This window comes from Nostoc sp. FACHB-190, from assembly GCF_014696905.1.
GTDB lineage: Bacteria > Cyanobacteriota > Cyanobacteriia > Cyanobacteriales > Nostocaceae > Nostoc_B.
Map to the genome: position 1 here is coordinate 226,542 of NZ_JACJQW010000007.1, position 21,697 is coordinate 248,238.

General features: G+C 38.1%; 23 protein-coding genes, 2 pseudogenes and 1 CRISPR repeat array. Of the genes and pseudogenes, 17 read left to right on the forward strand and 8 right to left on the reverse strand.

Features of this window, described 5'->3' with window-relative positions; translation table 11 throughout:
* Nucleotides 1-5: 5 nt before the first annotated feature.
* From H6G28_RS11450 to H6G28_RS11465, 4 genes are all read right to left on the reverse strand, one after another.
* Complete coding sequence (locus H6G28_RS11450; protein WP_190670838.1) at nucleotides 6-1,343, reverse strand: TRAP transporter large permease; 1,338 nt, start codon at nucleotides 1,341-1,343, stop codon at nucleotides 6-8.
* Complete coding sequence (locus H6G28_RS11455) at nucleotides 1,327-1,881, reverse strand: TRAP transporter small permease subunit (protein ID WP_190670840.1); 555 nt, start codon at nucleotides 1,879-1,881, stop codon at nucleotides 1,327-1,329. The genes H6G28_RS11450 and H6G28_RS11455 overlap by 17 nt, the downstream gene beginning before the upstream one ends.
* Before the next feature lie 225 nt (nucleotides 1,882-2,106).
* Entirely contained in the window at nucleotides 2,107-3,567 is a 1,461-nt protein-coding gene (locus tag H6G28_RS11460; RefSeq protein WP_190590132.1) for a pentapeptide repeat-containing protein, read from the reverse strand.
* Nucleotides 3,568-3,849: 282 nt separating this feature from the next.
* Nucleotides 3,850-4,590, reverse strand: coding sequence for a pentapeptide repeat-containing protein (locus tag H6G28_RS11465; protein WP_190670842.1), 741 nt, complete (start codon nucleotides 4,588-4,590; stop codon nucleotides 3,850-3,852).
* A gap of 415 nt (nucleotides 4,591-5,005) precedes the next feature.
* Between H6G28_RS11465 and H6G28_RS11470 the strand changes: the two genes are divergently transcribed.
* The 17 genes from H6G28_RS11470 (at nucleotide 5,006) to H6G28_RS11550 (ending at nucleotide 18,888) form a co-directional block, all read left to right on the forward strand.
* Nucleotides 5,006-5,572 (forward strand): hypothetical protein, encoded by a 567-nt coding sequence (locus tag H6G28_RS11470; protein WP_190670844.1) that lies wholly within the window; start codon nucleotides 5,006-5,008, stop codon nucleotides 5,570-5,572.
* A 630-nt stretch (nucleotides 5,573-6,202) separates the two neighbouring features.
* Nucleotides 6,203-6,343 (forward strand): microviridin/marinostatin family tricyclic proteinase inhibitor, encoded by a 141-nt coding sequence (locus H6G28_RS11475; RefSeq protein ID WP_190590135.1) that lies wholly within the window; start codon nucleotides 6,203-6,205, stop codon nucleotides 6,341-6,343.
* Nucleotides 6,344-6,441: 98 nt separating this feature from the next.
* Nucleotides 6,442-6,585: a microviridin/marinostatin family tricyclic proteinase inhibitor gene (locus H6G28_RS11480; RefSeq protein ID WP_190670847.1), complete on the forward strand. Its 144-nt coding sequence runs from the start codon at nucleotides 6,442-6,444 to the stop codon at nucleotides 6,583-6,585.
* A gap of 89 nt (nucleotides 6,586-6,674) precedes the next feature.
* Nucleotides 6,675-6,818, forward strand: coding sequence for a microviridin/marinostatin family tricyclic proteinase inhibitor (locus H6G28_RS11485; protein WP_190670849.1), 144 nt, complete (start codon nucleotides 6,675-6,677; stop codon nucleotides 6,816-6,818).
* An 89-nt stretch (nucleotides 6,819-6,907) separates the two neighbouring features.
* Nucleotides 6,908-7,051 (forward strand): microviridin/marinostatin family tricyclic proteinase inhibitor, encoded by a 144-nt coding sequence (locus tag H6G28_RS11490; protein WP_190670850.1) that lies wholly within the window; start codon nucleotides 6,908-6,910, stop codon nucleotides 7,049-7,051.
* Nucleotides 7,052-7,140: 89 nt separating this feature from the next.
* On the forward strand, nucleotides 7,141-7,290 hold the full coding sequence (locus H6G28_RS11495) for a microviridin/marinostatin family tricyclic proteinase inhibitor (protein ID WP_190670852.1): 150 nt from the start codon (nucleotides 7,141-7,143) through the stop codon (nucleotides 7,288-7,290).
* 89 nt (nucleotides 7,291-7,379) lie between these two features.
* Entirely contained in the window at nucleotides 7,380-7,523 is a 144-nt protein-coding gene (locus H6G28_RS11500) for a microviridin/marinostatin family tricyclic proteinase inhibitor (protein ID WP_190670854.1), read from the forward strand.
* An 89-nt stretch (nucleotides 7,524-7,612) separates the two neighbouring features.
* Nucleotides 7,613-7,783 carry a microviridin/marinostatin family tricyclic proteinase inhibitor gene (locus H6G28_RS11505; protein ID WP_190670856.1) on the forward strand — a complete coding sequence of 57 codons (171 nt, stop codon included), beginning with the start codon at nucleotides 7,613-7,615 and terminating at the stop codon, nucleotides 7,781-7,783.
* Nucleotides 7,784-7,896: 113 nt separating this feature from the next.
* Nucleotides 7,897-8,886: an MvdC family ATP-grasp ribosomal peptide maturase gene (locus H6G28_RS11510; RefSeq protein WP_190670858.1), complete on the forward strand. Its 990-nt coding sequence runs from the start codon at nucleotides 7,897-7,899 to the stop codon at nucleotides 8,884-8,886.
* A gap of 111 nt (nucleotides 8,887-8,997) precedes the next feature.
* A complete protein-coding gene (locus H6G28_RS11515; RefSeq protein ID WP_190590142.1) occupies nucleotides 8,998-9,972 on the forward strand; it encodes an MvdD family ATP-grasp ribosomal peptide maturase in 975 nt (324 codons plus the stop codon).
* Between the two features lie 109 nt (nucleotides 9,973-10,081).
* Nucleotides 10,082-11,248, forward strand: a complete 1,167-nt coding sequence (locus H6G28_RS11520) for a cupin domain-containing protein (protein ID WP_199332827.1) — start codon at nucleotides 10,082-10,084, stop codon at nucleotides 11,246-11,248.
* Nucleotides 11,249-11,459: 211 nt separating this feature from the next.
* A complete protein-coding gene (locus H6G28_RS11525; protein ID WP_190590143.1) occupies nucleotides 11,460-13,490 on the forward strand; it encodes a patatin-like phospholipase family protein in 2,031 nt (676 codons plus the stop codon).
* Nucleotides 13,491-13,581: 91 nt separating this feature from the next.
* Nucleotides 13,582-13,986: a hypothetical protein gene (locus H6G28_RS11530; RefSeq protein ID WP_190590144.1), complete on the forward strand. Its 405-nt coding sequence runs from the start codon at nucleotides 13,582-13,584 to the stop codon at nucleotides 13,984-13,986.
* Between the two features lie 115 nt (nucleotides 13,987-14,101).
* The gene (locus H6G28_RS11535) at nucleotides 14,102-16,120 is read left to right on the forward strand and encodes an ABC transporter ATP-binding protein/permease (protein ID WP_190670861.1); all 2,019 of its coding nucleotides are present in this window, start codon (nucleotides 14,102-14,104) and stop codon (nucleotides 16,118-16,120) included.
* A 37-nt stretch (nucleotides 16,121-16,157) separates the two neighbouring features.
* Nucleotides 16,158-16,691, forward strand: a complete 534-nt coding sequence (locus H6G28_RS11540) for a GNAT family N-acetyltransferase (RefSeq protein ID WP_190670863.1) — start codon at nucleotides 16,158-16,160, stop codon at nucleotides 16,689-16,691.
* A gap of 64 nt (nucleotides 16,692-16,755) precedes the next feature.
* Nucleotides 16,756-18,441, forward strand: a complete 1,686-nt coding sequence (locus tag H6G28_RS11545) for a GUN4 domain-containing protein (protein WP_190670865.1) — start codon at nucleotides 16,756-16,758, stop codon at nucleotides 18,439-18,441.
* Between the two features lie 30 nt (nucleotides 18,442-18,471).
* Complete coding sequence (locus H6G28_RS11550) at nucleotides 18,472-18,888, forward strand: hypothetical protein (protein ID WP_190670867.1); 417 nt, start codon at nucleotides 18,472-18,474, stop codon at nucleotides 18,886-18,888.
* Nucleotides 18,889-19,001: 113 nt separating this feature from the next.
* Nucleotides 19,002-19,632: direct repeats of the CRISPR family, unit length 37 nt; unit sequence GTTTCAATCCCTAATAGGGATTAATTGAAATTTCAAC.
* Nucleotides 19,633-19,858: 226 nt separating this feature from the next.
* On the opposite strand, the gene cas2 is transcribed toward H6G28_RS11550, so the two are convergent.
* The 4 genes and pseudogenes from cas2 to H6G28_RS11570 form a co-directional block, all read right to left on the reverse strand.
* The gene (gene cas2, locus H6G28_RS11555; protein WP_190590149.1) at nucleotides 19,859-20,149 is read right to left on the reverse strand and encodes a CRISPR-associated endonuclease Cas2; all 291 of its coding nucleotides are present in this window, start codon (nucleotides 20,147-20,149) and stop codon (nucleotides 19,859-19,861) included.
* 42 nt (nucleotides 20,150-20,191) lie between these two features.
* Nucleotides 20,192-21,196 carry a type I-D CRISPR-associated endonuclease Cas1d gene (cas1d, locus tag H6G28_RS11560; RefSeq protein WP_190670869.1) on the reverse strand — a complete coding sequence of 335 codons (1,005 nt, stop codon included), beginning with the start codon at nucleotides 21,194-21,196 and terminating at the stop codon, nucleotides 20,192-20,194.
* 137 nt (nucleotides 21,197-21,333) lie between these two features.
* Nucleotides 21,334-21,555, reverse strand: a pseudogene (locus H6G28_RS11565) (CRISPR-associated protein Cas4); the annotation flags it as partial.
* 8 nt (nucleotides 21,556-21,563) lie between these two features.
* Nucleotides 21,564-21,697: pseudogene (locus tag H6G28_RS11570) on the reverse strand (IS630 family transposase); the annotation flags it as partial.

Genomic DNA, 21,697 nt, shown 5'->3' on the forward strand with positions numbered 1-21,697 from the left:
CTGTATTAAGTTCCCAAAGAAGGTAAGAAACTCACAATCTGCGGGAAGACAATAATTAACAACACAACTAATAATTGCAGCAGAATAAACGGTATGACACCACGATAAATATCAGATGTGGTTACTTCTGGAGGTGCAACACCACGCAGATAAAACAAAGCAAAACCAAAAGGTGGTGTTAAAAAGGAAGTTTGCAGATTTGCCCCTATTACTACACCATACCAAACCAAATCAATGCCTAATTGCTGGGCAACAGGCACAAATAAAGGTATGACGATAAAGGCAATTTCAAAAAAGTCGATAAAAAAACCGAGGATAAACACCACAATCATACTGACGGCTAAAAAACCGACTTTCCCACCAGGAAGATTGGCGAGGACATCAAACATAAATTGATCGCCATTTAATCCTCGGAATACTAAGCTGAAAGCTGTCGAACCAAACAAAATGAAAATCACCATACTGGTGATTCGTAAAGTAGTATCACATACTTGACGCAGAGATGTTAAGGTTAGTTGACCATTGGCTGCTGCTAAAGCGATCGCACCGACACAACCAACTGCACCTGCTTCTGTGGGCGTAGCAATGCCAAAAAATATACTCCCTAGCACTAGTAAAATTACTACCAAAGGCGGCAACATAACCTGAATTACCCTTCTCCCCAAGGCTTTACCGCCAATTTCTCGGACTTCCGCAGGCAAAGCGGGTGCGGCATCTGGTTTTAAAAATGCCACAATCAGCACATGCAGCGCAAAGGCACTAGCCATCATCAAGCCGGGAATCACCGAGCCAATAAATAAATCACCTACAGACACACCAAGTTGGTCGCCTAAAACGACCAAAACTACACTTGGCGGGATAATTTGTCCTAAAGTACCTGAAGCCGCAATCACACCTGTGGCTAATTGTTTGTTATATCCATAGCGCAGCATAATTGGCAGCGAAATTAAACCCATCGCTACCACCGTGGCTGCTACAACACCAGTAGTTGCAGCCAGCAATGCTCCCACTAGCACCACTGCTAAGGCCAGTCCACCCCGCAACCGTCCCAACAAAATCCCCATTGTTTCTAACAGCCGTTCCGCAATGCCAGATTTTTCTAGCATTGACCCCAGAAAAATAAAGTAAGGAATCGCTAACAGGGTGTAATTAGCCATAATCCCGAAAATTCGCTGGGGCATAGCGGTGAGAAATATCGGGTCAAACACACCCAAACTAATGCCCAATAAACCAAAAACAATAGCCACACCACCCAGGGAAAATGCAACGGGATAGCCCAGAGATAACAATACCAAAGCACCCGCAAACATCAGCGGCCCTAGCCATTCATAAGCCAGTGTCACGTTGTTCCTCCTCTGTTGCTAGTTTGCCTTGGATAATTGCCCAGTTTTTAATTGCTTGGGAAATTCCCTGAAAAATCAGCAATATAAAGGAAACAATAATCATTGCTTTGATTGGGTAGCGAGGTAAACCACCAGGATCAGGGGAATTTTCCTGAATTTGCCAAGAAGCAATGATGGTATCCCAGGAAAAAATGATGACCATCACACAGAAAGGAATTAGGAAAAATATCGTACCTAATAAATCTGCAATAGCTTTGCGCCGACGTTGCCAATTACTATAAAAAATATCTACGCGGACGTGTTCGTTATGCTTTAAGGTGTAAGCTGCACCCAACAAAAAAACTAAATCAAAAATATACCACTGGGCTTCGATATAAGCGTTGGATGTGAGGTTACTGCCAATCAACCGCCCTACATATCGCCCAACAACGTTCCATACTCCCAGGATGACCATGACTAGCACCAGCCAACTGGTACATCGACCGATAAATTCAGTACAAGTATCAATAATTTTTGAGATTTTTAAGAGTTTCTCCAATGGTGGTATTACCTCTGTCGTGATGATGGGGAGTTGGGGAGTAGGGGAAAGAGTGTTTTATGTTTGGTTTTAAGATTTTCTCATAAATCACTGACTTAAGAATAGAGACTAGAAGTTATACCAATTTAATGTGAAGTTGCACATATTTCGATCCCCCTAAATCACCCTTAAAAAGGGGGTTGGGGGGATCACAGAGTTTGAAAACACACCCTGCACCCTTGCCTCTTAACTCGACTGTCGCCAGTGGCTAGGGTGTTCAAGATCATCAGGTAGCCGGGTTGTGCGATCGCCTACTGCCATGCCAATCTGTTGTGAGTCTAAGTTTTTCACCCCTGTGAGAATTGCACCTTCTAGTTTGACATCACACAAATTTGTGCCGAATAAATTCGCGCCGATGAGGTTGGCTTTTGATAAATTCGCTTCATACAAAACTGCCCGATTCAAGTTCGCACCCATGAGGTTAGCTTGATATAAATCAGCTTCTGTCAAACTGGCTTCGGTGAGGTTAGCAAAAAAGACTTCTGTTTGCTGGAGTTTGGCAGCATTTAAATTTGCCCCAGATAAGTTAGCGCCATTTAAGTTGGCTCCTTGTAAGTTCGCACCAATTAATCCTGCTAAATGCAAGTTAGCTTTACCCAGCTTTGCCCCTTGTAAATTAGCCAGAAACAATTTTGCACCCGCGAGGTTAGCAACTTTCAAGGTTGCCTGTTGTAAATTCGCTTTATACAGGTTTGCTCCTTGTAAGTTGGCTGTACGCAGACTTGCATTTTGCAGGTTAACTGCACGCAAGTTTGCCCCTTGTAAATTGGCACGATTCAAGGTTGCCCCTTGTAAGTTGGCTTGCCGCAGGTTGGCTTTTTGTAAATTGGTTTCGTAGAGAATGGAGCGTACCAATTTGGCACTGTTGAGGTTAACTCCCGAAAGGTTAGCACCGCGTAAATCTGCACCAGAAAGGTCAGAACCGCGTAAATCTGCTCTTTCTAAATTAGCGCCGAGTAAATCTGCTCGCCGGATATCTATATTGCGTAAATCTAATTTTTGACTTTCTAACTCTAATAGGGAATTACGTCTACCAATGATTGTCAGAGCGGCTTGGACATCCCGGCGAATTTTGGGTGCGGCTTCACTATTTTGTTTGGTTGCCAGTACCCGACTTTTGGGTTTACCCCAGTATATTGGCTGTGCATCTTCTTCTTTAAAGAGTTCGCCTTCTGTGGGAATGCCTGTATTCTCCCGTACAAACGCCGCCAGAATTTCCATAATTGTCCAGTGTTCTTTAGGAAAATCCTGGGCAATGCGTTCTAAAACATAAATTGCACCGATGCGCGTTTCAATTCTTTCATGACCAAGCTGCGTAATAGCAGCCATAAATCTATCTGCAATCAATCTGTCTTGGGAGATTTGCGTATTTTGCAGATTTACTTCGACATTTTTTTCGGAGGCGATCGCATTTTTTTGCATTGCCTCGGCCCGTTTACCTGCATAATAGGCATTAATCATAACTGCCAAGCCTAAAAACATAATCGCAGTTGTTGTTAATGCTTGCGTTCTGTATTGTATCTGCTGCGAAATTGATAAATCTTTTTTACTGGAGGCAGCAAATACAATTATATTCAGCCCCAGCGCCAATACAACTGTTGTACCTATCAACCAACGCAACATTTTGTCTGTCTTATTTGCAGACATAGGAATAAGATTCCTCACACTACAGAATTATTACTTAGATATTGGGATGAGTATAACATTTCGCTCAAGATTTGAATAGGAAATTACGGATTTTTATTGATATGACTTTGATGTTTTAAATTGTCTTTGTAATGATATTGTGACAACCCCAGAGATTATCTTGAATATTTGCGAAAAATAGAGTAGTTTTCCACCCTGGTTCAGTGTCACTACTTAGACTTGTACTGTCAGAAACTAATAATAATATTGCAGAATCTGTTCTATATTCAGTGTGAATTGTGTTTATCCGGAAAATTTTGCTTCTCGGAAATTAGCACCCTCAAGTATGGCATCTTGCAGATTAGTTTCAGACAAATTAGCGAGATAAAAGTTCGCTTTGACTAAATTTGCTTGGGCGAGATTTGCTCCAGACAAGTTAGCCGCACTGACAATTGCTTCTGAGAGGTTCGCACCAACTAAGTTAGCCTGGGATAAGTTAGCAGCACAAAGAATTGCACCACTGAGATTTGCCCCCGCCAGATTCACTCCTGATAAATTAGCTTGGTAGAGATTCACACCTGCAAGGTTTCCACCACTGAGATTTGCTCCGCGTAAGTCTGTATAACTCAAGTCAAGTTGTTCTGATGCTAGAGATTTTGGGGTGTCTGTTGTTGTGATTACTTGCAATGCAGCCTGAATATCTGGGGCAATTTTGGGTGATGACTGACTTTTAACTTCCTGGTTTGTTTTGTAATCAGAGTTTTGCCGCACAAAAGCCGTGAGAACCTTTATAATTTCCCAGTTATCTTGTTTATGATAATTAGCTAATGCTCCGAGTTCAGCAATTCCCTGCAATCTGATATCTAATATTTGATGATGTAGCTTCTCTACTGCTACTCTCAAACTTTTTTTACAGCTTTTTTGTGAAGTATGCTGCTGTTTATCGTGACGCTTAATTATCCCCAAAAAGATATCAATCAATAAATTTTTATTAACTGCAATATTTTTTGCCGGATGCTTAAACTTGCTGATGTAAGTAAACATTTTTTAAGATTTAAACAAGATATTGTTGTGTTTTATTCTCTAAAATCAGTAAAATTTCGTCATTGGTAAATATAATGATTATTTCAAGCCAACAATGAGAAAATATCACTACGTCTAAAGACAGAAATTCAGGTTAATGCTTTGAAGATTGGTTGTATACAACAAGATACCTGACTTCTTTGAGAAGTATTCCTATAGTAGGTTGGGTGTAGCGATAGCGTAACCCAACAAAATCTTGAGAATGTTGGGTTAGCTTCCTCCACCCAACCTACACCAGTCTAAGTTGTTGCTTTGATATGTATTTACAGTAACGATAGTTACACCAAAATTACTAACTTAAGAGATAGTTTCAAAAAGAGTAAATATATGTTCAGTTTATTAAAATAGGTTTAGCCATCATGGAATAGTTTAGTTTATGCTAAAACGCAGCTTTTTTGTTGGACTATTGATGTCACTTTTGACATTTCTCAGTATCAGTAATCTACCAACTGCTGCACTGTCAAGTAACTCTTTTCCTCAGACTTGGCAAGGTACATGGAGTGGTACATTATACGATCGCACTGTATCCGGCAAATCTCAAACTGTACCTATGAAGCTGCGGATTAAACTCATCTCGCAAGATCCCATCCGCTACACTTGGCAAATCACCTATGGAACAGGAAGTAAAAAGCTGGTACGTAACTATGAATTAGTTGCTAAAAATCAAGATGCTGGACACTTTGCCATTGATGAAAAAGATGGAACTATCATTGATACTTGGTGGTTAGGAGAAAAACTCTACAGTCAATTTAGAGTTAAAAATCTGCTACTGAGTACACAATGTCAACTACAAGATAACCAGTTACATTATGAACTTGTGGTTTATCAGCCTACTACAACACCAGAGTCAAATTCTACAGAACAACCATTTTTTGAAAGCTATCAGCTTCGTACTATTCAGTCTGCTACACTGACACCTGTAAAATCAGACATTGCTGATTAATGGAATGAGCAGGGCGATCGCATCTGACTTGAGAATATAGCAAAAAAAGGGAGACAAGGAAGAGAGATGTTTGTCAATCATTAAAGATTGCTACAATTGCAAAGGCTTGAAACATCAATCTTTTAATTTTGGTTTCCTGCATCTGTGCAACGCTAAACACAATTATTGATTGTAATTTTTCAGTATAGCCTTTGCTACTTTATCTTGATCAGCAGGACTTACGCACCAAGATTGTCTATGAAGATTGGGTGTAAGGGTTTGTGGCGTAAGGGTTTTAGATACATACACACGCCACTTGGCTCAAGTCGGGAAACCCGCCCACGCCAGTGGCTCCCCTATACCCCTACACCCTTGCCAAAACCCTTGATTTTTCGTTTTTATGTGTAAGTCCTAACCAAAGTAAACATTTAATATTCTTATGCTTGATTAAAAGCAATCAATTTTTGACTAATATAGTTTTTTGTGAATGACTAAATATTACTAATTGTTAACAGATTTTTGCTTAACTGTCTTAACTGTCTTAACTGTCTTTACAAACTTAATTCTTAACTGTCTTAACTGTCCTTGCATAGATATTAAATTACTGGTATACATTTAATTGCAAAAATAATTTCCTTCAAGGAAAGCACCATGTCTACAAACACAATTAAAAATGTGAATGTCGGACTGGTACCATTCTTTGCACGTTTCTTGGAAGAACAAACCGCAGAAGGAGAAACTCCTTCTTGGCCTTGGACTTTCAAGTTTCCTTCAGATTCAGAAGATACTTAGTAATTTTCTAAAATCTGAAGTCAAGGGAGTGGCAGTGATTGATTACATGATTAATAATTGCTAACCCTGGATAAAAACCAACATCAAGGAATAATACTATGTCTAGCAACACAAACAAACCAGCAAACGTAGAAGCAGTACCTTTCTTTGCTCGTTTCTTAGAAGAGCAAGTTGCTCAACAAGCAGATAATGCTCCTTGGGCTGAAACTAAAAAGTATCCTTCCGACTGGGAAGAGTGGTAAATCGAGTTAGCTTGAACTCAAGTGAAAGGAGCCGCAGTGATTAATTAACTGCTAACCCTGGATAAAAACCAATATCAAGGAATAATACCATGTCTACCAACACAAACAAACCAGCAAACGTAGAAGCAGTACCCTTCTTTGCTCGTTTCTTAGAAGAGCAAGTAGCTCAACAAGCAGATAATTCTCCTTGGCCTTCCACCCTAAAGTACCCTTCTGATTGGGAAGATTTTTAAATCCAGTTAGCTTGAACTGAAGTGAAGGGAGTAGCAGTGATTAATTAACTGCTGCCCCTGGATAAAAACCAATATCAAGGAATAATACCATGTCTACCAACACAAGCAAACCAACAAACGTAGAAGCAGTACCCTTCTTTGCTCGTTTCTTAGAAGAGCAAGTTGCTCAACAAGCAGATAATGCTCCTTGGGCTGAAACTCGCAAGTTCCCTTCTGATTGGGAAGATTATTAAATCGAGTTAGCTTGAACTGAAGTGAAGGGAGTAGCAGTGATTAATTAACTGCTGCCCCTGAATAAAAACCAATATCAAGGAATAATACCATGTCTACCAACACAAACAAACCAGCAAACGTAGAAACAGTACCCTTCTTTGCTCGTTTCTTAGAAGAGCAAGTCTCTCAACAAGCCGATAATGCTCCTTGGTCTATACCACAAACTCTCAAGTACCCTTCTGATTGGGAAGAGTATTAAATCCAGTTAGCTTGAACTGAAGTGAAAGGAGCCGCAGTGATTAATTAACTGCTGCCCCTAGATAAAAACCAATATCAAGGAATAATACTATGTCTACCAACACAAACAAACCAGCAAACGTAGAAGCAGTACCCTTCTTTGCTCGTTTCTTAGAAGAGCAAGTAGCTCAACAAGCAGATAATTCTCCTTTTCCTACAACTCTCAAGTGGCCTTCTGATTGGGAAGATTTTTAAATCCAGTTAGCTTGAACTGAAGTGAAGGGAGTAGCAGTGATTAATTAACTGCTGCCCCTGGATAAAAACCAATATTGAGGAATAATATCATGTCTGCAAGTAAAAATGAAGCCGCTACCCTAAAGGCAGTACCTTTCTTTGCCTATTTTTTAGAAGTGCAATCTGCTGAAGATCCGTCTGAGCCACCTTATGATGACGAACCCCTACCCCCCCCTCCACTCTGGACTTTTAAGTTTCCTTCTGATTGGGAAGATAGATAAACCTTTAAGAACTAAAACTGTCGAGTAGGCGATCGCATTTATTAACCCGACTTCTTCAAGAAGTTGGGATTATCAGCAAAGCTTTTTTAGATTTTTACAACATAGATAATATTATGCAATTGTCTGGTGATGTTGTTTTATTAATTACCCACAGTGGAGATTTCTTCACAATAGATAGAGTCGCAGAAGCCTTAGCCAGAAAAGGGGCGCAACCATTTCGTCTAGATACTGACAAATTTCCTTTAGAACTACAATTAACCGCACATTTTGGTAAGTCTAAAAGCTACCACACAATAGAATATGACAACCAATTGATCAGCACAGAACAGGTGCAAGCAGTATGGTTACGCCGAATTTGGGAACCAAACCTCAGTCCAGAATTAGCGCCTAAGTTCCGCGAAGCTTGTATTAACGAATCAAAAGCAACTTTAAATGGTTTTTGGGATAGCCTTAAACAAGCTCGTTGGGTAGATAATCTAGAACGGATAGATTATGCCAACAACAAGCTGCGTCAACTGCGAATCGCCTCAGAAGTAGGTTTTGTAATTCCTCAAACCCTTGTTACCAACAAAGCCGAAGCCGCTAGAGAGTTTTTTGGGCAAGTTAACGGCAAAATGGTGAGCAAGCTGTTAACTGCACTTTCTCACAGTATGCAGGCTACCTCTTCGTTCTTTCTGTATACCAGCGTTGTCAAAGAAGAAGACTTACAAGATGCGGAGTCGCTGCGCTACTGCCCAATGATTTTTCAAGAGCAAATCTCCAAGCAGCAGGAATTACGGGTGGTGTATGTGAATGGCGAAGTCTTTGTTGGGGCTTTGAATGCAGATGTGTATGCAGCAGCCAAAGCTGATTGGCGTAAACCCGGTATAGAAATAGGTGCATGGCAACATCATGAACTTCCTGATGAAGTAGTTCTTCGTCTCCAAACTTTTATGGGCAGGTTAGGGCTATTGTTTGGCTCGTTTGATTTTATCCTCACCCCATCAGGCGAATACGTGTTTTTGGAAATCAACCCTGTCGGTGAGTGGGGAATGTTAGAGAAAGATTTAGACTTGCCCATTGCCAATGCGATCGCCGATGCACTGTTGCAAACCGACAAATAACATATAGCAATCCTATCTGATATGCAAACAACCCAGACAAAGGATAGATATGTTTGTGGATAATTTAGGGTTACCGTAGCAAAATTTTACACTTCATACTTCACACTTTTTATGACAGCATTAATAGTTACCTTTAGCAACGACAACGAAAGCATTCCTTTAGTTATCAAAGAAATAGAAGCTAGAGGCGAAAAAGCATTTCGGTTTGATACAGATAGATTTCCCACTGAAGTCAAGCTAGATATTTACTCTGGTGATACGGAAAGAGTCATCATTACCGATGGTGAACAACAGCTTGATTTAAGCGAAGTTTCTGCCGTTTGGTATCGGCGGATGCGCTATGGGCATCAAATCCCCAATTCAATGGACAAGCAATACAGAGATGCTTCCATTCAGGAATGTCGCGTCACTGTCAGAGGTATGATTGCCAGCCTTGGCGGATTTCATTTAGATAAAATGTTCAATGTAGATCGGGCGAATAATAAGCAATTACAATTGCAAACTGCCCAGAAAATCGGGCTTTTAACTCCGCGTACCCTGACTACAAATAATCCCACAGCCGTCAAACAATTTGCCAAAGAATGTCCCCAAGGTATTGTCACCAAAATGCTGTCTTCCTTTGCAATTTATGATGAGCAAGGGCGAGAGAACGTTGTGTTTACCACTCCAATGACCGAAGATGATTTGGAGGATATGGAAGGACTACGTTTTTGTCCGATGACTTTTCAAGAAAACGTACCCAAAGCATTGGAGTTGCGGACAACTATTGTGGGGCATCGGGTATTCACCGCCGCAGTCGATTCACAAAGCTTAGAAGGTTCTACCTTTGATTGGCGTAAAGAAGGTAAAGCCTTAGTTAAAAATTGGCAACCCTACAACTTACCCGAAGATATTGAGAAAAAGCTACTCACCTTGATGGCTGAGTTTGGCTTAAACTATGGAGCGATTGATATTATCGTTACCCCTGATAACCGCTATGTATTCCTCGAAGTTAACCCAGTTGGGGAATTTTTCTGGATGGAGGTATATTCACCTCATTATCCCATTTCTCAGGCGATCGCCGAAATTTTACTCACTCAAAAGTAATCAAACTGTTAAAAGATTTTTCCTTTTTTCTGAGGTTGTAACTGATTAGTACACCGTTAAAAACACAGCAAGAAATTATTAGTCGATGCAACTTTTCTAGAGGAATTAAATGATGTCAACATCTGACTTTGATTTTGAAAGAATGCTTCATCCAATAGACTCAAGCACTTTCTTGACTCAATATTGGGAAAAACGCCCTTGTCTGGTTTCTCGCAGTGAGCGAGATTACTATTCTGAACTTCTTTCAACTAAAGATGTTGACTCCATTATTCAAGCTCACGGATCTGATCTTGGCAACACTCGACTAGTAAAGGAAGGGTCTTGTTTCAGTCATAATGATGATGTTGAACTCAATCACTTCTACAAAGCCTATGCTCTTGGTTATACGGTGATAGTCGGGGGAATTAATGAGCGTTGGCAGCCAATATCAACCCTGCATAGAAATTTAGAAGTTTTCTTCAATCATCCGACGAAGATTAACCTGTATATGTCACCGAAGAATTCACAGGGTTTTCCGCCTCACTTTGATGATCATGATGTGTTTATCTTGCAAGTTGAAGGCTCAAAAAACTGGCGTATTTATGATTCCCCTATCGCTTTGCCGCTTGTTTCTGACCTAAAGTATCAGGATAAATTTAAAAATCAACTAAAATCGCCTGTAGCGGAATTTTGCCTCAATGCTGGTGATTTATTATATATACCTCGTGGCTATATTCATGAAGTATTCACGACAGAATCTCCTTCTCTACATTTAACAATTGGTATCTATTCATTCAAATGGTTTGATTTGATTAATAGTGCTGTGACTTTATTAACTCAAAAAGACGTTCGTTTCCGAGAGTCACTACCAGTAGGATTTTTGCAGCAGGGCGAAGCTAAAGTTTCATTACAAGAGCAATTTCAAGAACTCCTGCAAACTCTTGCAGACAAATCAGAAGCTGAGTTAGCAATTGAAGAAATTGCTACAAGATTTTTAGGTAAAATGTCTCCACTAGCAAATGAGCATTTCTACCAACTCCAAAATATTGAAAATCTCACCTTAGATACAATTGTTAAAAAAAGAAAAGGTATATATCGTGTTATAAAAACCATTAGTCAGGTTGGTATTCAATTTGCAGGTAACACTGTTATGGAATCAAATAGATCAGAACGAGCCATTCGTTTCATTGTAGATTCCGAAGAGTTCCCCATCAGGGCTTTACCAGGTCTGATTGATAATAGCAAATTAAACTTAGTACGCCGTTTAATTCAAGAAGGGATATTAACCATCGCTTAGACTTATTTATAAAATTACATATAGGAATCCGGTTTGATTTCTGAATTTATTTGTGTAGGTAGAGAATAGGGAATGGGGAGTCGGAAGTAGGAAAGAAGCCTGATCTGAATGTACTAATTTTTTCCCAAATCAAATATGAGTCCTATATATAAAATTTCTTAAACTTAAACTTTATTAATTAAGCTTTATTTTTTTGGAGGATTAAAATGCTGTGATCAAGACGCAAACAGTTTTAACATTTGATGGCGTAGATGATTATATAGATTTTGGCAGAAATGATCTTGGTGGTGTTTTTGCACAAGGAAGTTCCGCCTTCACAGTTTCAGGCTGGCTAAACCCTCATAAATTAACCAATAAAGCCACTAGCTACGGAACTCGCAATGTATTTTTAGCTCGTTCTTCAGAACGATACAGTGATAATTTTGAATTTGGTATTAGTGAAGCAGGAAGCCTAGATATTTACATTGATGAAACTGTGACTAAGGGGATTAAAACCTTTGGACAAGGAGAGTTAACGATAGGAGTATGGCATTTTTTTGCTATTGTTTTTAATAGTGGGCAACTCACAATCTATCTAGATAAACAACAATATACTGATTCTCTAAGAGGTACAGCTTTAAATAAAGCAACCAGTCCTTTAACTCTTGGTGCAACATTACATAAACGTGTATATTTTGCTGGACAATTAGCTAATATTAGTGTCTGGAATTATCCTTGCACCTCAGAACAAATCCAAGTTCATCGTTGTGGGTTAATAGCAGGGGATGAACCAGGATTAGTTGCTTATTGGAAATTAGATGAAGGTGAAGGAAAGACTGTCAAAAGTCAAACTGTCACTGACCACCAAGGAAATTTACGTGGTAATCCTAGTTGGGATGTGGCACAAATCCCCTTGGCAAATCAATCATCGCCACAAGATGAAATAATCACTACGACAGAAGAAGAGATTTCACCAATCACGACAAATTTATTAGCAGCAACAGTCTCTTTAACTAATCAAGAAGAAGCAACACCAACTAATAATCAAGATTCAGATATTCTACTCAATTTAGTAACTCTCCCGCTACAAATTACCGAACCAATACCAGAATCTACTAGTCAAAGTGAAGTTGAAGATAATGTTCAACCCGCAGAGGTAGCAACATTAATTGAAAACCAAGTAACAGAAACTATGGAAACTACAGCCAAATCCAAATATAAAATACTGTCTATTGATGGAGGTGGTATTCGGGGGATTATTCCAGCACTTTTGTTAGCAGAAATTGAAAGGCGGACACAAAAACCGATATTTAGTTTGTTTGATTTAATTGCTGGTACTTCTAGTGGAGGAATTTTAGCCCTCGGACTCACACAACCTCGACTAACTTCTAAAGCATCTGAATCTGAAGAATTATCTGCTGAATACACGGCTGAGGATTTACTGCAACTCTTTCTTGAGTATGGTGTAGAAATATTTTATGAACCATTTTTTGAAAGAATATTAGGGCCAATAGAAGATATATTTCTTCAACCAAAATATCCTTCAAACAGCAAAGAAGAAATTTTAAGACAATATTTTGGTACTGCATCTCTAGAAAATAATCTGAAAGAAGTTTTTGTAACTAGCTACGACATTGAAAAGCGAGTTCCTATATTCTTTACTAATCAGCACCACAAAGAACAAATAGAATCTCAAAAATTTCGCAATTTGTGTGGAGGTTTTTCGCTGTTAGATGTAGCATTAGCTACTAGTGCTACTCCCACTTATTTTGCTCCCCATCGGATTCCGACTTCTCACAATATTAGTGGCTTTTACACTTTAATTGATGGTGGAGTTTTTGCTAATAATCCAGCCCATCTAGCTATTATTGAAGCACAAATTAGTAGTAAAAAAGAAGCTAATAGAGTCCTCAATCTAGAAGATATCTTAGTAGTTTCTTTAGGTACAGGTTCTTTGACGAGTGTTTATCCTCATAATTCAGTCAAAAATTGGGGACTCTTGCAATGGACTAGACCACTTTTAAATATTGTGCTTGATGGTAATAGTGAAGTAGTATCTGGAGAATTAGAACGGTTGTTTGAACCTAGCCATCAAGATGCTAGAAGTTCTTACTATCGGTTTCAACCATTTTTAGATGAGGAACTAGAAGCAATAGATAATATTAAACTTCCAAATACTCGTAAGCTACAAGCTGTAGCCCATCAATTAATTGCTGAATATAGCCAACAAATTGATGAATTATGTAATCTATTGTTGGTATGAGCAAGATTAATTAATAATTCCTGGATTGAGAGAAATTATTAATTAATTTACTGGTCATTTTTTCACCATATAAGGATAGTTGGTAAATACAATGGATGAACTTGTCAAAAAACTTTCGGGATTAGGTCTTTCTGGTGTACTATTCGTACTGGCTACTGTGGCTTCAGGTGGTAGTATGACTGCGACACTAACTTTACTCTCTTCTTTGGGAGGGCCTTTGGGCTTGTTAGGTGGGCTAGGTCTGCTGGGTTTACTAGGTTCTGTAGGTGAAGTTGCTGCTGGATATGGGCTTGAAAGCCTGCTCAAACTCGTATATACAGAACGTAGCAAAACTGAATCTGTAAGATTTCTCCTCAAAGAAATCAATGAATTACCAATTACAGATGAACTCAAAGCCAAACTCAAACAACATCTGAACCCAGTAGTTGTGACTGATACTCCAGAGGGCGAGACTCCAAAAACTATCGAAATTGTTGAGGAGGAAGCAACAACGTAGTACAGTTGATGGGGAGTTAAAAATCTTCAATTTTTAAAATCACAAAATGGCCTCTGAATTTAATTTATACTTCAAAGGCCATTTCTGAATGTCTGATTTATTTTACTTTGAGAATATGCAAACTTCATCTGTGCGTGAGCAAAATAATACAAATTCTTTTTCTAGTTTGATTCAATTTTGGCAAGATATTAGAATATTCGCTCAACCTTATTGGTATCCTACAGAAACAACAGGAAGAGCATTTTCAGAAGTAATTCGTTCCTGGGGAATGCTGATTCTCTTAGTATTATTAATATTTGGACTGACCAGCATAAATGCAGCAGGTACATATTGGAATCGTTATGTAATTGATATTGTTATTGAAGAGAGAAATCTTGATAAATATAATGAGACTTTGTGGATATCTTGTGTAGTCGTTTTATTATCAGTTTGTATCGTAACTTTATCAAAGTATTTGACTAAAAAAATAGCTCTTGATTGGTATCAATGGCTGAATAGTAATATTTTGGCAAAATATTTGAGCAATCAAGCTTATTATAAAATAAATTTTAAATCTGATATAGATAACCCAGATCAACGCTTATCTAAAGAACTAGAACCTATTACTAGCAATGGTTTAAGATTTTCTACACTGTTTCTAGAAAAGACACTAGAAATGGGAAGTTCTTTGATAATTCTGGCTACAATTTCTGGACAAATTGCTATTTATTTGGTTGTTTATACAATTGTAGGGAATTTAATAGCTATTTTCTTAAATCAAAAACTGAATACAATTAATCAGGAAGAAATTCAATTTAAAGCAGACTTCGCTTATTGCTTGACCCATGTGCGGAATCATGCTGAATCAATAGCTTTTTTTCAGGGAGAAGCCGAAGAAATAAATATTATTCAGCGTCGATTTAATAATGTAATTAAAAGTTCGGAAGAAAGGTTGAGTTGGGAAAGGGGACAAGATGCTTTTGCTAGAGCATATCAGTCAGCGATTGGTGTATTTTCGACCTTAGTTCTGACTCCTTTATTTTTACAAGACCAAATTGATTACGGAGAGATTAATCAAATTAGTGTAGCTTGTTTCATGTTTTCCAATTCTCTGGGGGCTTTAATATCTGAGTTTGGAATTTCTAGCCGATTCTCTAGTTATGTAAAACGGTTAGCTGAGTTTTCTGAGGCGCTAGAGTCTGTGAGCAAACAACCAGAGAACGTCAGTATTATTAAAACAGTTGAAGAGAATCATTTTGCGTTTGAAGATGTGACCTTACAAACTCCTAATTATGAGCAAGTCATAGTGAAAGATTTATCACTTGCTGTTCAACCAGGAGAGGGGTTATTGATTGTTGGCCCTAGTGGTAGGGGTAAGAGTTCTTTGTTAAGGGCGATCGCGGGTTTGTGGAATGCGGGAACTGGTCGTTTGGTGCGTCCTCCACTCCAAGAAGTTTTGTTTTTACCCCAACGTCCTTATATTATCTTGGGGACTTTGCGGGAACAGTTGCTTTATCCCCATACAGATCGGAAAATGAGCGATCGCGAACTCGAAGCAGTCCTAGAACAAGTTAACCTCCAACACTTGCTGACTCGCGTCAAGGGATTTGATACGGAAGTTCCTTGGGAAAATATCTTGTCGTTGGGTGAACAACAACGCCTAGCTTTTGCCAGATTATTAATTACACATCCAAGTTTCACAATTTTAGATGAAGCGACAAGTGCTTTAGATTTGAAGAACGAAAGTAATTTATATCAACAATTACAAGCAACAAAAACAACTTTTATTAGTGTCGGACATCGGGAAAGTCTGTTTAACTATCATCAATGGGTTTTGGAACTTTCAGCAGAATCTACTTGGCGACTAATTTCCATAGCAGATTATCGCCGAGAAAAAGAGGGTGGTAGATTATCGGAAGCAGAACTGATTACTCTAGATGTTTTGCCTAAACAGGAATTGAAAATCCAACGAGAATCAGCAGCAGTGACAGCAACAATTACTGGACTGTCTCACAAAGAAATGCAAACATTAACAGACTACTCTCTAGCTACTATTAGAAGCAAAGCCAGCCAAGGTAAGTCTGTAACTGCTAGAGATGGCAAAACATATTACTACAACAAAGATCCAAAAGTGTTGAAATGGGTAAGAGATTAGGTTAATTCAGAAATGTTAAAAATACCAGGATAATAACATGAAAACTCTTTTTACTGAACGCTTAAATTTAGTTCCTTTTAAGCTAGACATACTACAAGCAGCAGTCAAGGGAAATGCTGAATTTGCTTCATATCTTGGTGTGAAGATTTTACCTGACTGGCAAAGTCCAAAAGTTATTGAAGATTTGTCAGCTCTTGTAGATATTCTGTGTAGCTATCCGGCTCAGAATGAATGGGGTTGGGGAAGTTTGGTGATTCATCGAGACGAACAAACCCTAATTGGTCATGTGCTAGTCAAAGTTATTCCAGACAGCACATTTACACCGACTGATTCTTTAGAAATGGGCTATATCATAGCTGAGTCGCATCGAGGACAAGGGTATGCCTTTGAAGCAACAAAAGCTATAGTAGATTTCGCTTTTTCTCTGCCTAGTGTGCAGAGTGTGACTGCTGGATGCTATAAAGATAATATAGCCTCACGACGAATACTAGAAAAAATCGGTTTGGAGGTGATAGCATCACCTCAGAATGCTTTGATATGGAAATTATGCAAAACAGCTACTGTACAGTAATTCTGTCTGATTGGTTGACCACAATCTTTAGGTATCGCAATGGGTATGTTTTTTAGAATCTGTGATGTTAGCTAAAAAGCGAAAACAACTAATTACTTATGAATCGATTACGATTTATGAAAAAAAATATAAATTCCCGATTCTAAAAAATCCTAAGTTAAAGAAGGTTCAAAAAAAAATTCAAAAATGTCAAACCTTAATCAAAGAAGGTTATAAATCTCATGCTTATTTGTGGGGATTAATTAAACGCAAACAAGAAATTAGCCAAACTGAGATTTTAGCAGAGGTTAAATTATTAATTAGGGACTATACTCAACTTTTAGATTTTTTAGAAAGTTATAAAGATAGTTATCAAGAATTTTTATTAAAATTTATTGATGATTGGAAGAATTTATTTAACCAAAAATATGGCGAAATTAGAAAAATCAATGAAGAAAGAAATAAGTTAGAGGTCAAAAATTGTAATAATCTGCAAATTCTCGAAAAGTTAAAATGGGAGAAGGAAGAAAATTTAAAATCTACTTTATTATTAAGCAATACTAATCTTTTGATTTTAGAAAAAGTCCAATTGCTCAGTGCGGGAATTAAATGTTTAGGAGAAGATACTAAAAACCAGCAGCGAGCTATTCAACAGATAGCGAAAGATATAGAAATATATCAAGAAATTTATGAATATCAATTCAGAGCGACAAAAATTCGCCAAGAAATTGCCAAAATAGCGGAAACAGCAATTAATCTGGAAAATTCCCTGCAAGATTACTTTAGTCCGTTGCAGTCTTTAATCGATGAGGTGGTAAAGGTAGATGCAGATTTTTATGCAACTGTGGGAGAAATTCAAAATTTAGCCAGTAGTAATTTAAATTCTGAAGTCAATTTATTAAAATTCCCAGATAGTAATACAATTTCTCATAATATTCTTAATTTATTAGTAGCCAGTTACGAAAAGCAAGATAGGCTACAAGATGCTTTTTTTCAAGCACAATTATTAGATAGCCAAGTTTACGATTTTAATATCAGTCAAGATGAAATCACTGTCAATCAAGCGATTTGTTTAATATCTAATTATATGTCTACTCAACTAATTGCCCAAAAAAAAGCACTGGGGATAGTAGAGACAGATTTTATTCATACTAAGGCAAAAATTCCAATAGAAAAAATCGAGTTACCAGAGGTAGCACAGGATGATATTAAGTTTAGCCAAGCAGAATTGCAGGTTAAGACAACCATTGATTATGGTAAATTGCAAAGTCTACTAGCAGAGTCTAAATGGCAAGACGCAGATATTGAAACAGCAAGATTATTGTTGCAAGTTATGGGTAAGAGTGACTGGAATGAGGTTTATCGAGAAGATGTTTTGAATTTTTCTTGTCAAGCTTTTTATAACATTGATCAACTTTGGCAAAAATACAGTCATGGTTATTTCGGCTTTAGTATTCAGCAAAGTATTTGGGATGAAATTGGGGGACAAGTTGATTATGAAACCGAAAAAAAATTAGGCGATCGCCTGGGGTGGCGAAAAGATGGAAAATGGTTACAATACGAGCAACTAACTTTTAAATTATCTCCGCATACACCAATGGGACATCTACCAGTTAAATGGTTACACTACGACCAAGATACTGCTAGTATATCTGTAAATTTATCATTAGAACCTAAATCAATGGGTGCTTGGCGGGTTGATTCTTGGTTGGTGTGGCAAATGCACCTGTTTTTGACTCGCGTGAAAGTTTGTAACAACAATGGGCGATAAAGTCAGAAATTATTGAATTAAGGTATTAATATGAATCTTTCGGATATTGATATAGAACTTTTACTTTTTGGTAAATGGCGTATTAACAGCGAGTGGGAAAAAATTTCGATTGAGTTTAAAGATGATATGACTTATACCCAAACCAAAACACAGACATATATTTTAGCTAAACCTAAAGAATTATTCAGTGGTGATAAATTTACTGGTGTATGGTATGTCAATTATGGCAGATTATTTTTAATTGTTAAAGCTGCGCCCCAATCTATGTTTAATTTCAGTTTACCAATATTACATAAAATTAATTTGGCAGATATATTAATCACTTTCATCTCTTTGTTTACGGCAGAAAAGTATGAAATAGTTAAAATTAATCAGACTGAATTGATTATGAAAGATGAAAAGGAATCAATTATTGGGAAGAAAATAATTAGGAATGCAAATTTTTAGAGTTATACTTCATTTAATGTAAAGTTTCACGTATATTGATCCCCCTAAATCACCCTTAGAAAGGGGGACTTTGAAGCATTTTCCCTTGTAAATGTAAGTCCAACTCTAAACTCGTTTCAATCCCTAATAGGGATTAATTGAAATTTCAACCTTTGATTATTTCTTTGGTTTCAATCTCTTCAAAATCGGTTTCAATCCCTAATAGGGATTAATTGAAATTTCAACCCCCTTTTAAGTCAATGTGCAGGCAGAATATTTAGTTTCAATCCCTAATAGGGATTAATTGAAATTTCAACACAGAAGAGGTTTGCCAGCTTATGGGCAACCTTGGATACCAGTTTCAATCCCTAATAGGGATTAATTGAAATTTCAACTAAGGGACGCGCCCAGGCGATCGCGCTCACTCCTTTTACTTGTTTCAATCCCTAATAGGGATTAATTGAAATTTCAACATTTTTGCAAAATTTCCTCATCAGTACGGTTGAGGTTTCAATCCCTAATAGGGATTAATTGAAATTTCAACGATAGTTGCTATTTACCGTTCCGTCCTAATTCGTGTTTCAATCCCTAATAGGGATTAATTGAAATTTCAACTCTCGCAGGTTTGCCACCGGGATAAGCCCTGATCAGTTTCAATCCCTAATAGGGATTAATTGAAATTTCAACTTCAATGAAATTCCATTCTGGTTGAACGAATCGCCTTATTTGTTTCAATCCCTAATAGGGATTAATTGAAATTTCAACTGCGGAAGCCGGAAAGCTAGTGTTTATTTGGTTTTCAAGGTTCAGTTTCGCGGATGGGTTGATTATAACAGTATCAAAAGTCAGTTGATTTGAGGAAAATGGCTGAAACCGTTGCTGTACAAAGTGCGCGGGTGATTTTAATTGAATTTTTCGGCAAAAGCTTGTGCTGAAAGGGAGACAGCCATTTTTCCTCAAGGCGAATTTTTTACACCTACCCATCCGCGAATTAGGCAAAGAAAATGCTTTCGTCGCGGGGTTGTTCGCCACCGATGCGTTCGATTTTATCAAAACAGCAGGCGCAGAGAAAGTAAAAGCGGATGCTGTCGGTATCTGGTTTAATGAGTTTGTGCAAACGCGATCGCAATTTGGCATATTGAGTCTCGGTAAGCTGGCACTCAAACACACTGTACTGCACCCACTGTCCATAAGATTTTAAAATTTTATGGATTTTCGTCCGGCGTTTATCTTCTGGGACATCGTAAGATACAATGACTTTCTTTTTTAATTCATCTTTCACTCAAACATTCCCTCCTGTCACCTGTCACCTGTAACCTCTCACCTATTTCAAAACCAAAGGTGGATATTTCTCGGTTTCACCCATGAGGTATTTAGCCAGTAACCGCGCTTGGAGTTCAAAGGCTTCTTGATAAGTGCATTTGCGCCCCATGACGGGATGTTTAAATTCCGATTGTTTTTTCTGTGCGTATAAACGCAAGAATGTTTTGCGTCCTTCTGGCGTGAGGGAAACTGCACCGCTTAAGGGTTCGGTGATAAAATCTGCGGGTGTTAGTAGTTGCTTATTTAAGGTAGATAACACAACCGCGTCTACCACAAGGGGACGAAATTCCTCCATTAAATCTAATGCAAGAGAAGGTCTACCATAGCGATCGCAATGCAGATATCCTAAATATGGATCAAACCCAACTATATTAATTGCCCCTTGCACATCATGACGCAATAAGGAGTAACCAAAACTGAGTAAAGAATTCACCGGATCTGTTGGCGGACGACGCAGGCGGTGAGAAAATTGAAATTCTGCATTGCGAATTAGTTGATTAAAACAAGCAAAATAAGCTGCACTCCCCGCACCTTCTAAACCACGCAATGAGTTGATGTTGTGTGTCGTGTCGATTGGTGCGATCGCTTGTTCTAATTGGGTTATCTTTTTAGATAAATCTATATCTGAAGATTCGCGCTGACGACGGGTAAGAATTTGGCGGTAATTTTTCAATTTACCACGGACAAATCCTTGGACAACATGAATTGCTTGGGTTGATTCTCCGGCGGCTTGCCATTGGGCTTTGCGAACAAATATATTTTTAGTTACCTCTGGTTCTATACGTCCTAAATAACGACCGTTTTCTGTCAGGAATGTGAGAGGAATACTGCGTTCTAAAAGTTCCGAAATTACAGAAGGCGAAACAGTAGCACGTCCTAAAACTACTACACCTTCTATTTTGATGAGTGGGACATCTAAAATTATCTTTTTATCGAATTTAACACTAAGACGTTCATCAATTTTGCCAATGAAAGCATCTTCCTGGGAAATGTAAACTGTACCCATGATTATTTCCTTATTAGAGTAAAAGAGAGTTTTTTAACGCAGAGTTATTCTTTGCGCCTTTGCGCCTACCCTGCGGGAAGCCGCTATCGCGTCTATGCGTGAGCTTTTCAAAAATATTCTCAGCAACACCAAATTATTTATACTGCTTCTTGATATCGTTTTACTTTATCAGCAGTTTGAGGCAAACATTGAGGAGATAAACTGCATCCATCACAGCGTTTTGTTTTGATGGCTTTAGGCATTGCGCCTGTAAATAATAGCATTTGCACAGCTTCTATTGTGGCGATCGCACTTTGCCTTAACTCTTCAGAAATCTCCACTAATTGACGTTGGTGGGAATGGGCATAATATAGCAATCCTAAATCAGTTATGAGAAAACACCATAGGTATGGAGTTTGGGAAAGTCAAAAATTTGACCGTGAATTGCTAGTTCAAATAACGCTTTCACCACAGTAAAAGAATGACAGAAAAAATAAACCTCTCTGATGAATCGTTTGGCGT

Coding starts and splice junctions, on each gene's coding strand:
- H6G28_RS11505 (WP_190670856.1), top strand. CDS start 7,613: ATGTCTGCAAGTAAAAATGAAGCCGCTACCCTAAAGGCAGTACCTTTC.
- H6G28_RS11515 (WP_190590142.1), top strand. CDS start 8,998: ATGACAGCATTAATAGTTACCTTTAGCAACGACAACGAAAGCATTCCT.
- H6G28_RS11495 (WP_190670852.1), top strand. CDS start 7,141: ATGTCTACCAACACAAACAAACCAGCAAACGTAGAAACAGTACCCTTC.
- H6G28_RS11485 (WP_190670849.1), top strand. CDS start 6,675: ATGTCTACCAACACAAACAAACCAGCAAACGTAGAAGCAGTACCCTTC.
- H6G28_RS11470 (WP_190670844.1), top strand. CDS start 5,006: ATGCTAAAACGCAGCTTTTTTGTTGGACTATTGATGTCACTTTTGACA.
- H6G28_RS11510 (WP_190670858.1), top strand. CDS start 7,897: ATGCAATTGTCTGGTGATGTTGTTTTATTAATTACCCACAGTGGAGAT.
- H6G28_RS11480 (WP_190670847.1), top strand. CDS start 6,442: ATGTCTAGCAACACAAACAAACCAGCAAACGTAGAAGCAGTACCTTTC.
- H6G28_RS11545 (WP_190670865.1), top strand. CDS start 16,756: ATGTTAGCTAAAAAGCGAAAACAACTAATTACTTATGAATCGATTACG.
- H6G28_RS11460 (WP_190590132.1), bottom strand. CDS start 3,567: ATGTCTGCAAATAAGACAGACAAAATGTTGCGTTGGTTGATAGGTACA.
- H6G28_RS11535 (WP_190670861.1), top strand. CDS start 14,102: ATGCAAACTTCATCTGTGCGTGAGCAAAATAATACAAATTCTTTTTCT.
- H6G28_RS11530 (WP_190590144.1), top strand. CDS start 13,582: ATGGATGAACTTGTCAAAAAACTTTCGGGATTAGGTCTTTCTGGTGTA.
- H6G28_RS11465 (WP_190670842.1), bottom strand. CDS start 4,590: ATGTTTACTTACATCAGCAAGTTTAAGCATCCGGCAAAAAATATTGCA.
- H6G28_RS11475 (WP_190590135.1), top strand. CDS start 6,203: ATGTCTACAAACACAATTAAAAATGTGAATGTCGGACTGGTACCATTC.
- H6G28_RS11520 (WP_199332827.1), top strand. CDS start 10,082: ATGATGTCAACATCTGACTTTGATTTTGAAAGAATGCTTCATCCAATA.
- cas1d (WP_190670869.1), bottom strand. CDS start 21,196: ATGGGTACAGTTTACATTTCCCAGGAAGATGCTTTCATTGGCAAAATT.
- H6G28_RS11540 (WP_190670863.1), top strand. CDS start 16,158: ATGAAAACTCTTTTTACTGAACGCTTAAATTTAGTTCCTTTTAAGCTA.
- H6G28_RS11550 (WP_190670867.1), top strand. CDS start 18,472: ATGAATCTTTCGGATATTGATATAGAACTTTTACTTTTTGGTAAATGG.
- H6G28_RS11490 (WP_190670850.1), top strand. CDS start 6,908: ATGTCTACCAACACAAGCAAACCAACAAACGTAGAAGCAGTACCCTTC.
- H6G28_RS11500 (WP_190670854.1), top strand. CDS start 7,380: ATGTCTACCAACACAAACAAACCAGCAAACGTAGAAGCAGTACCCTTC.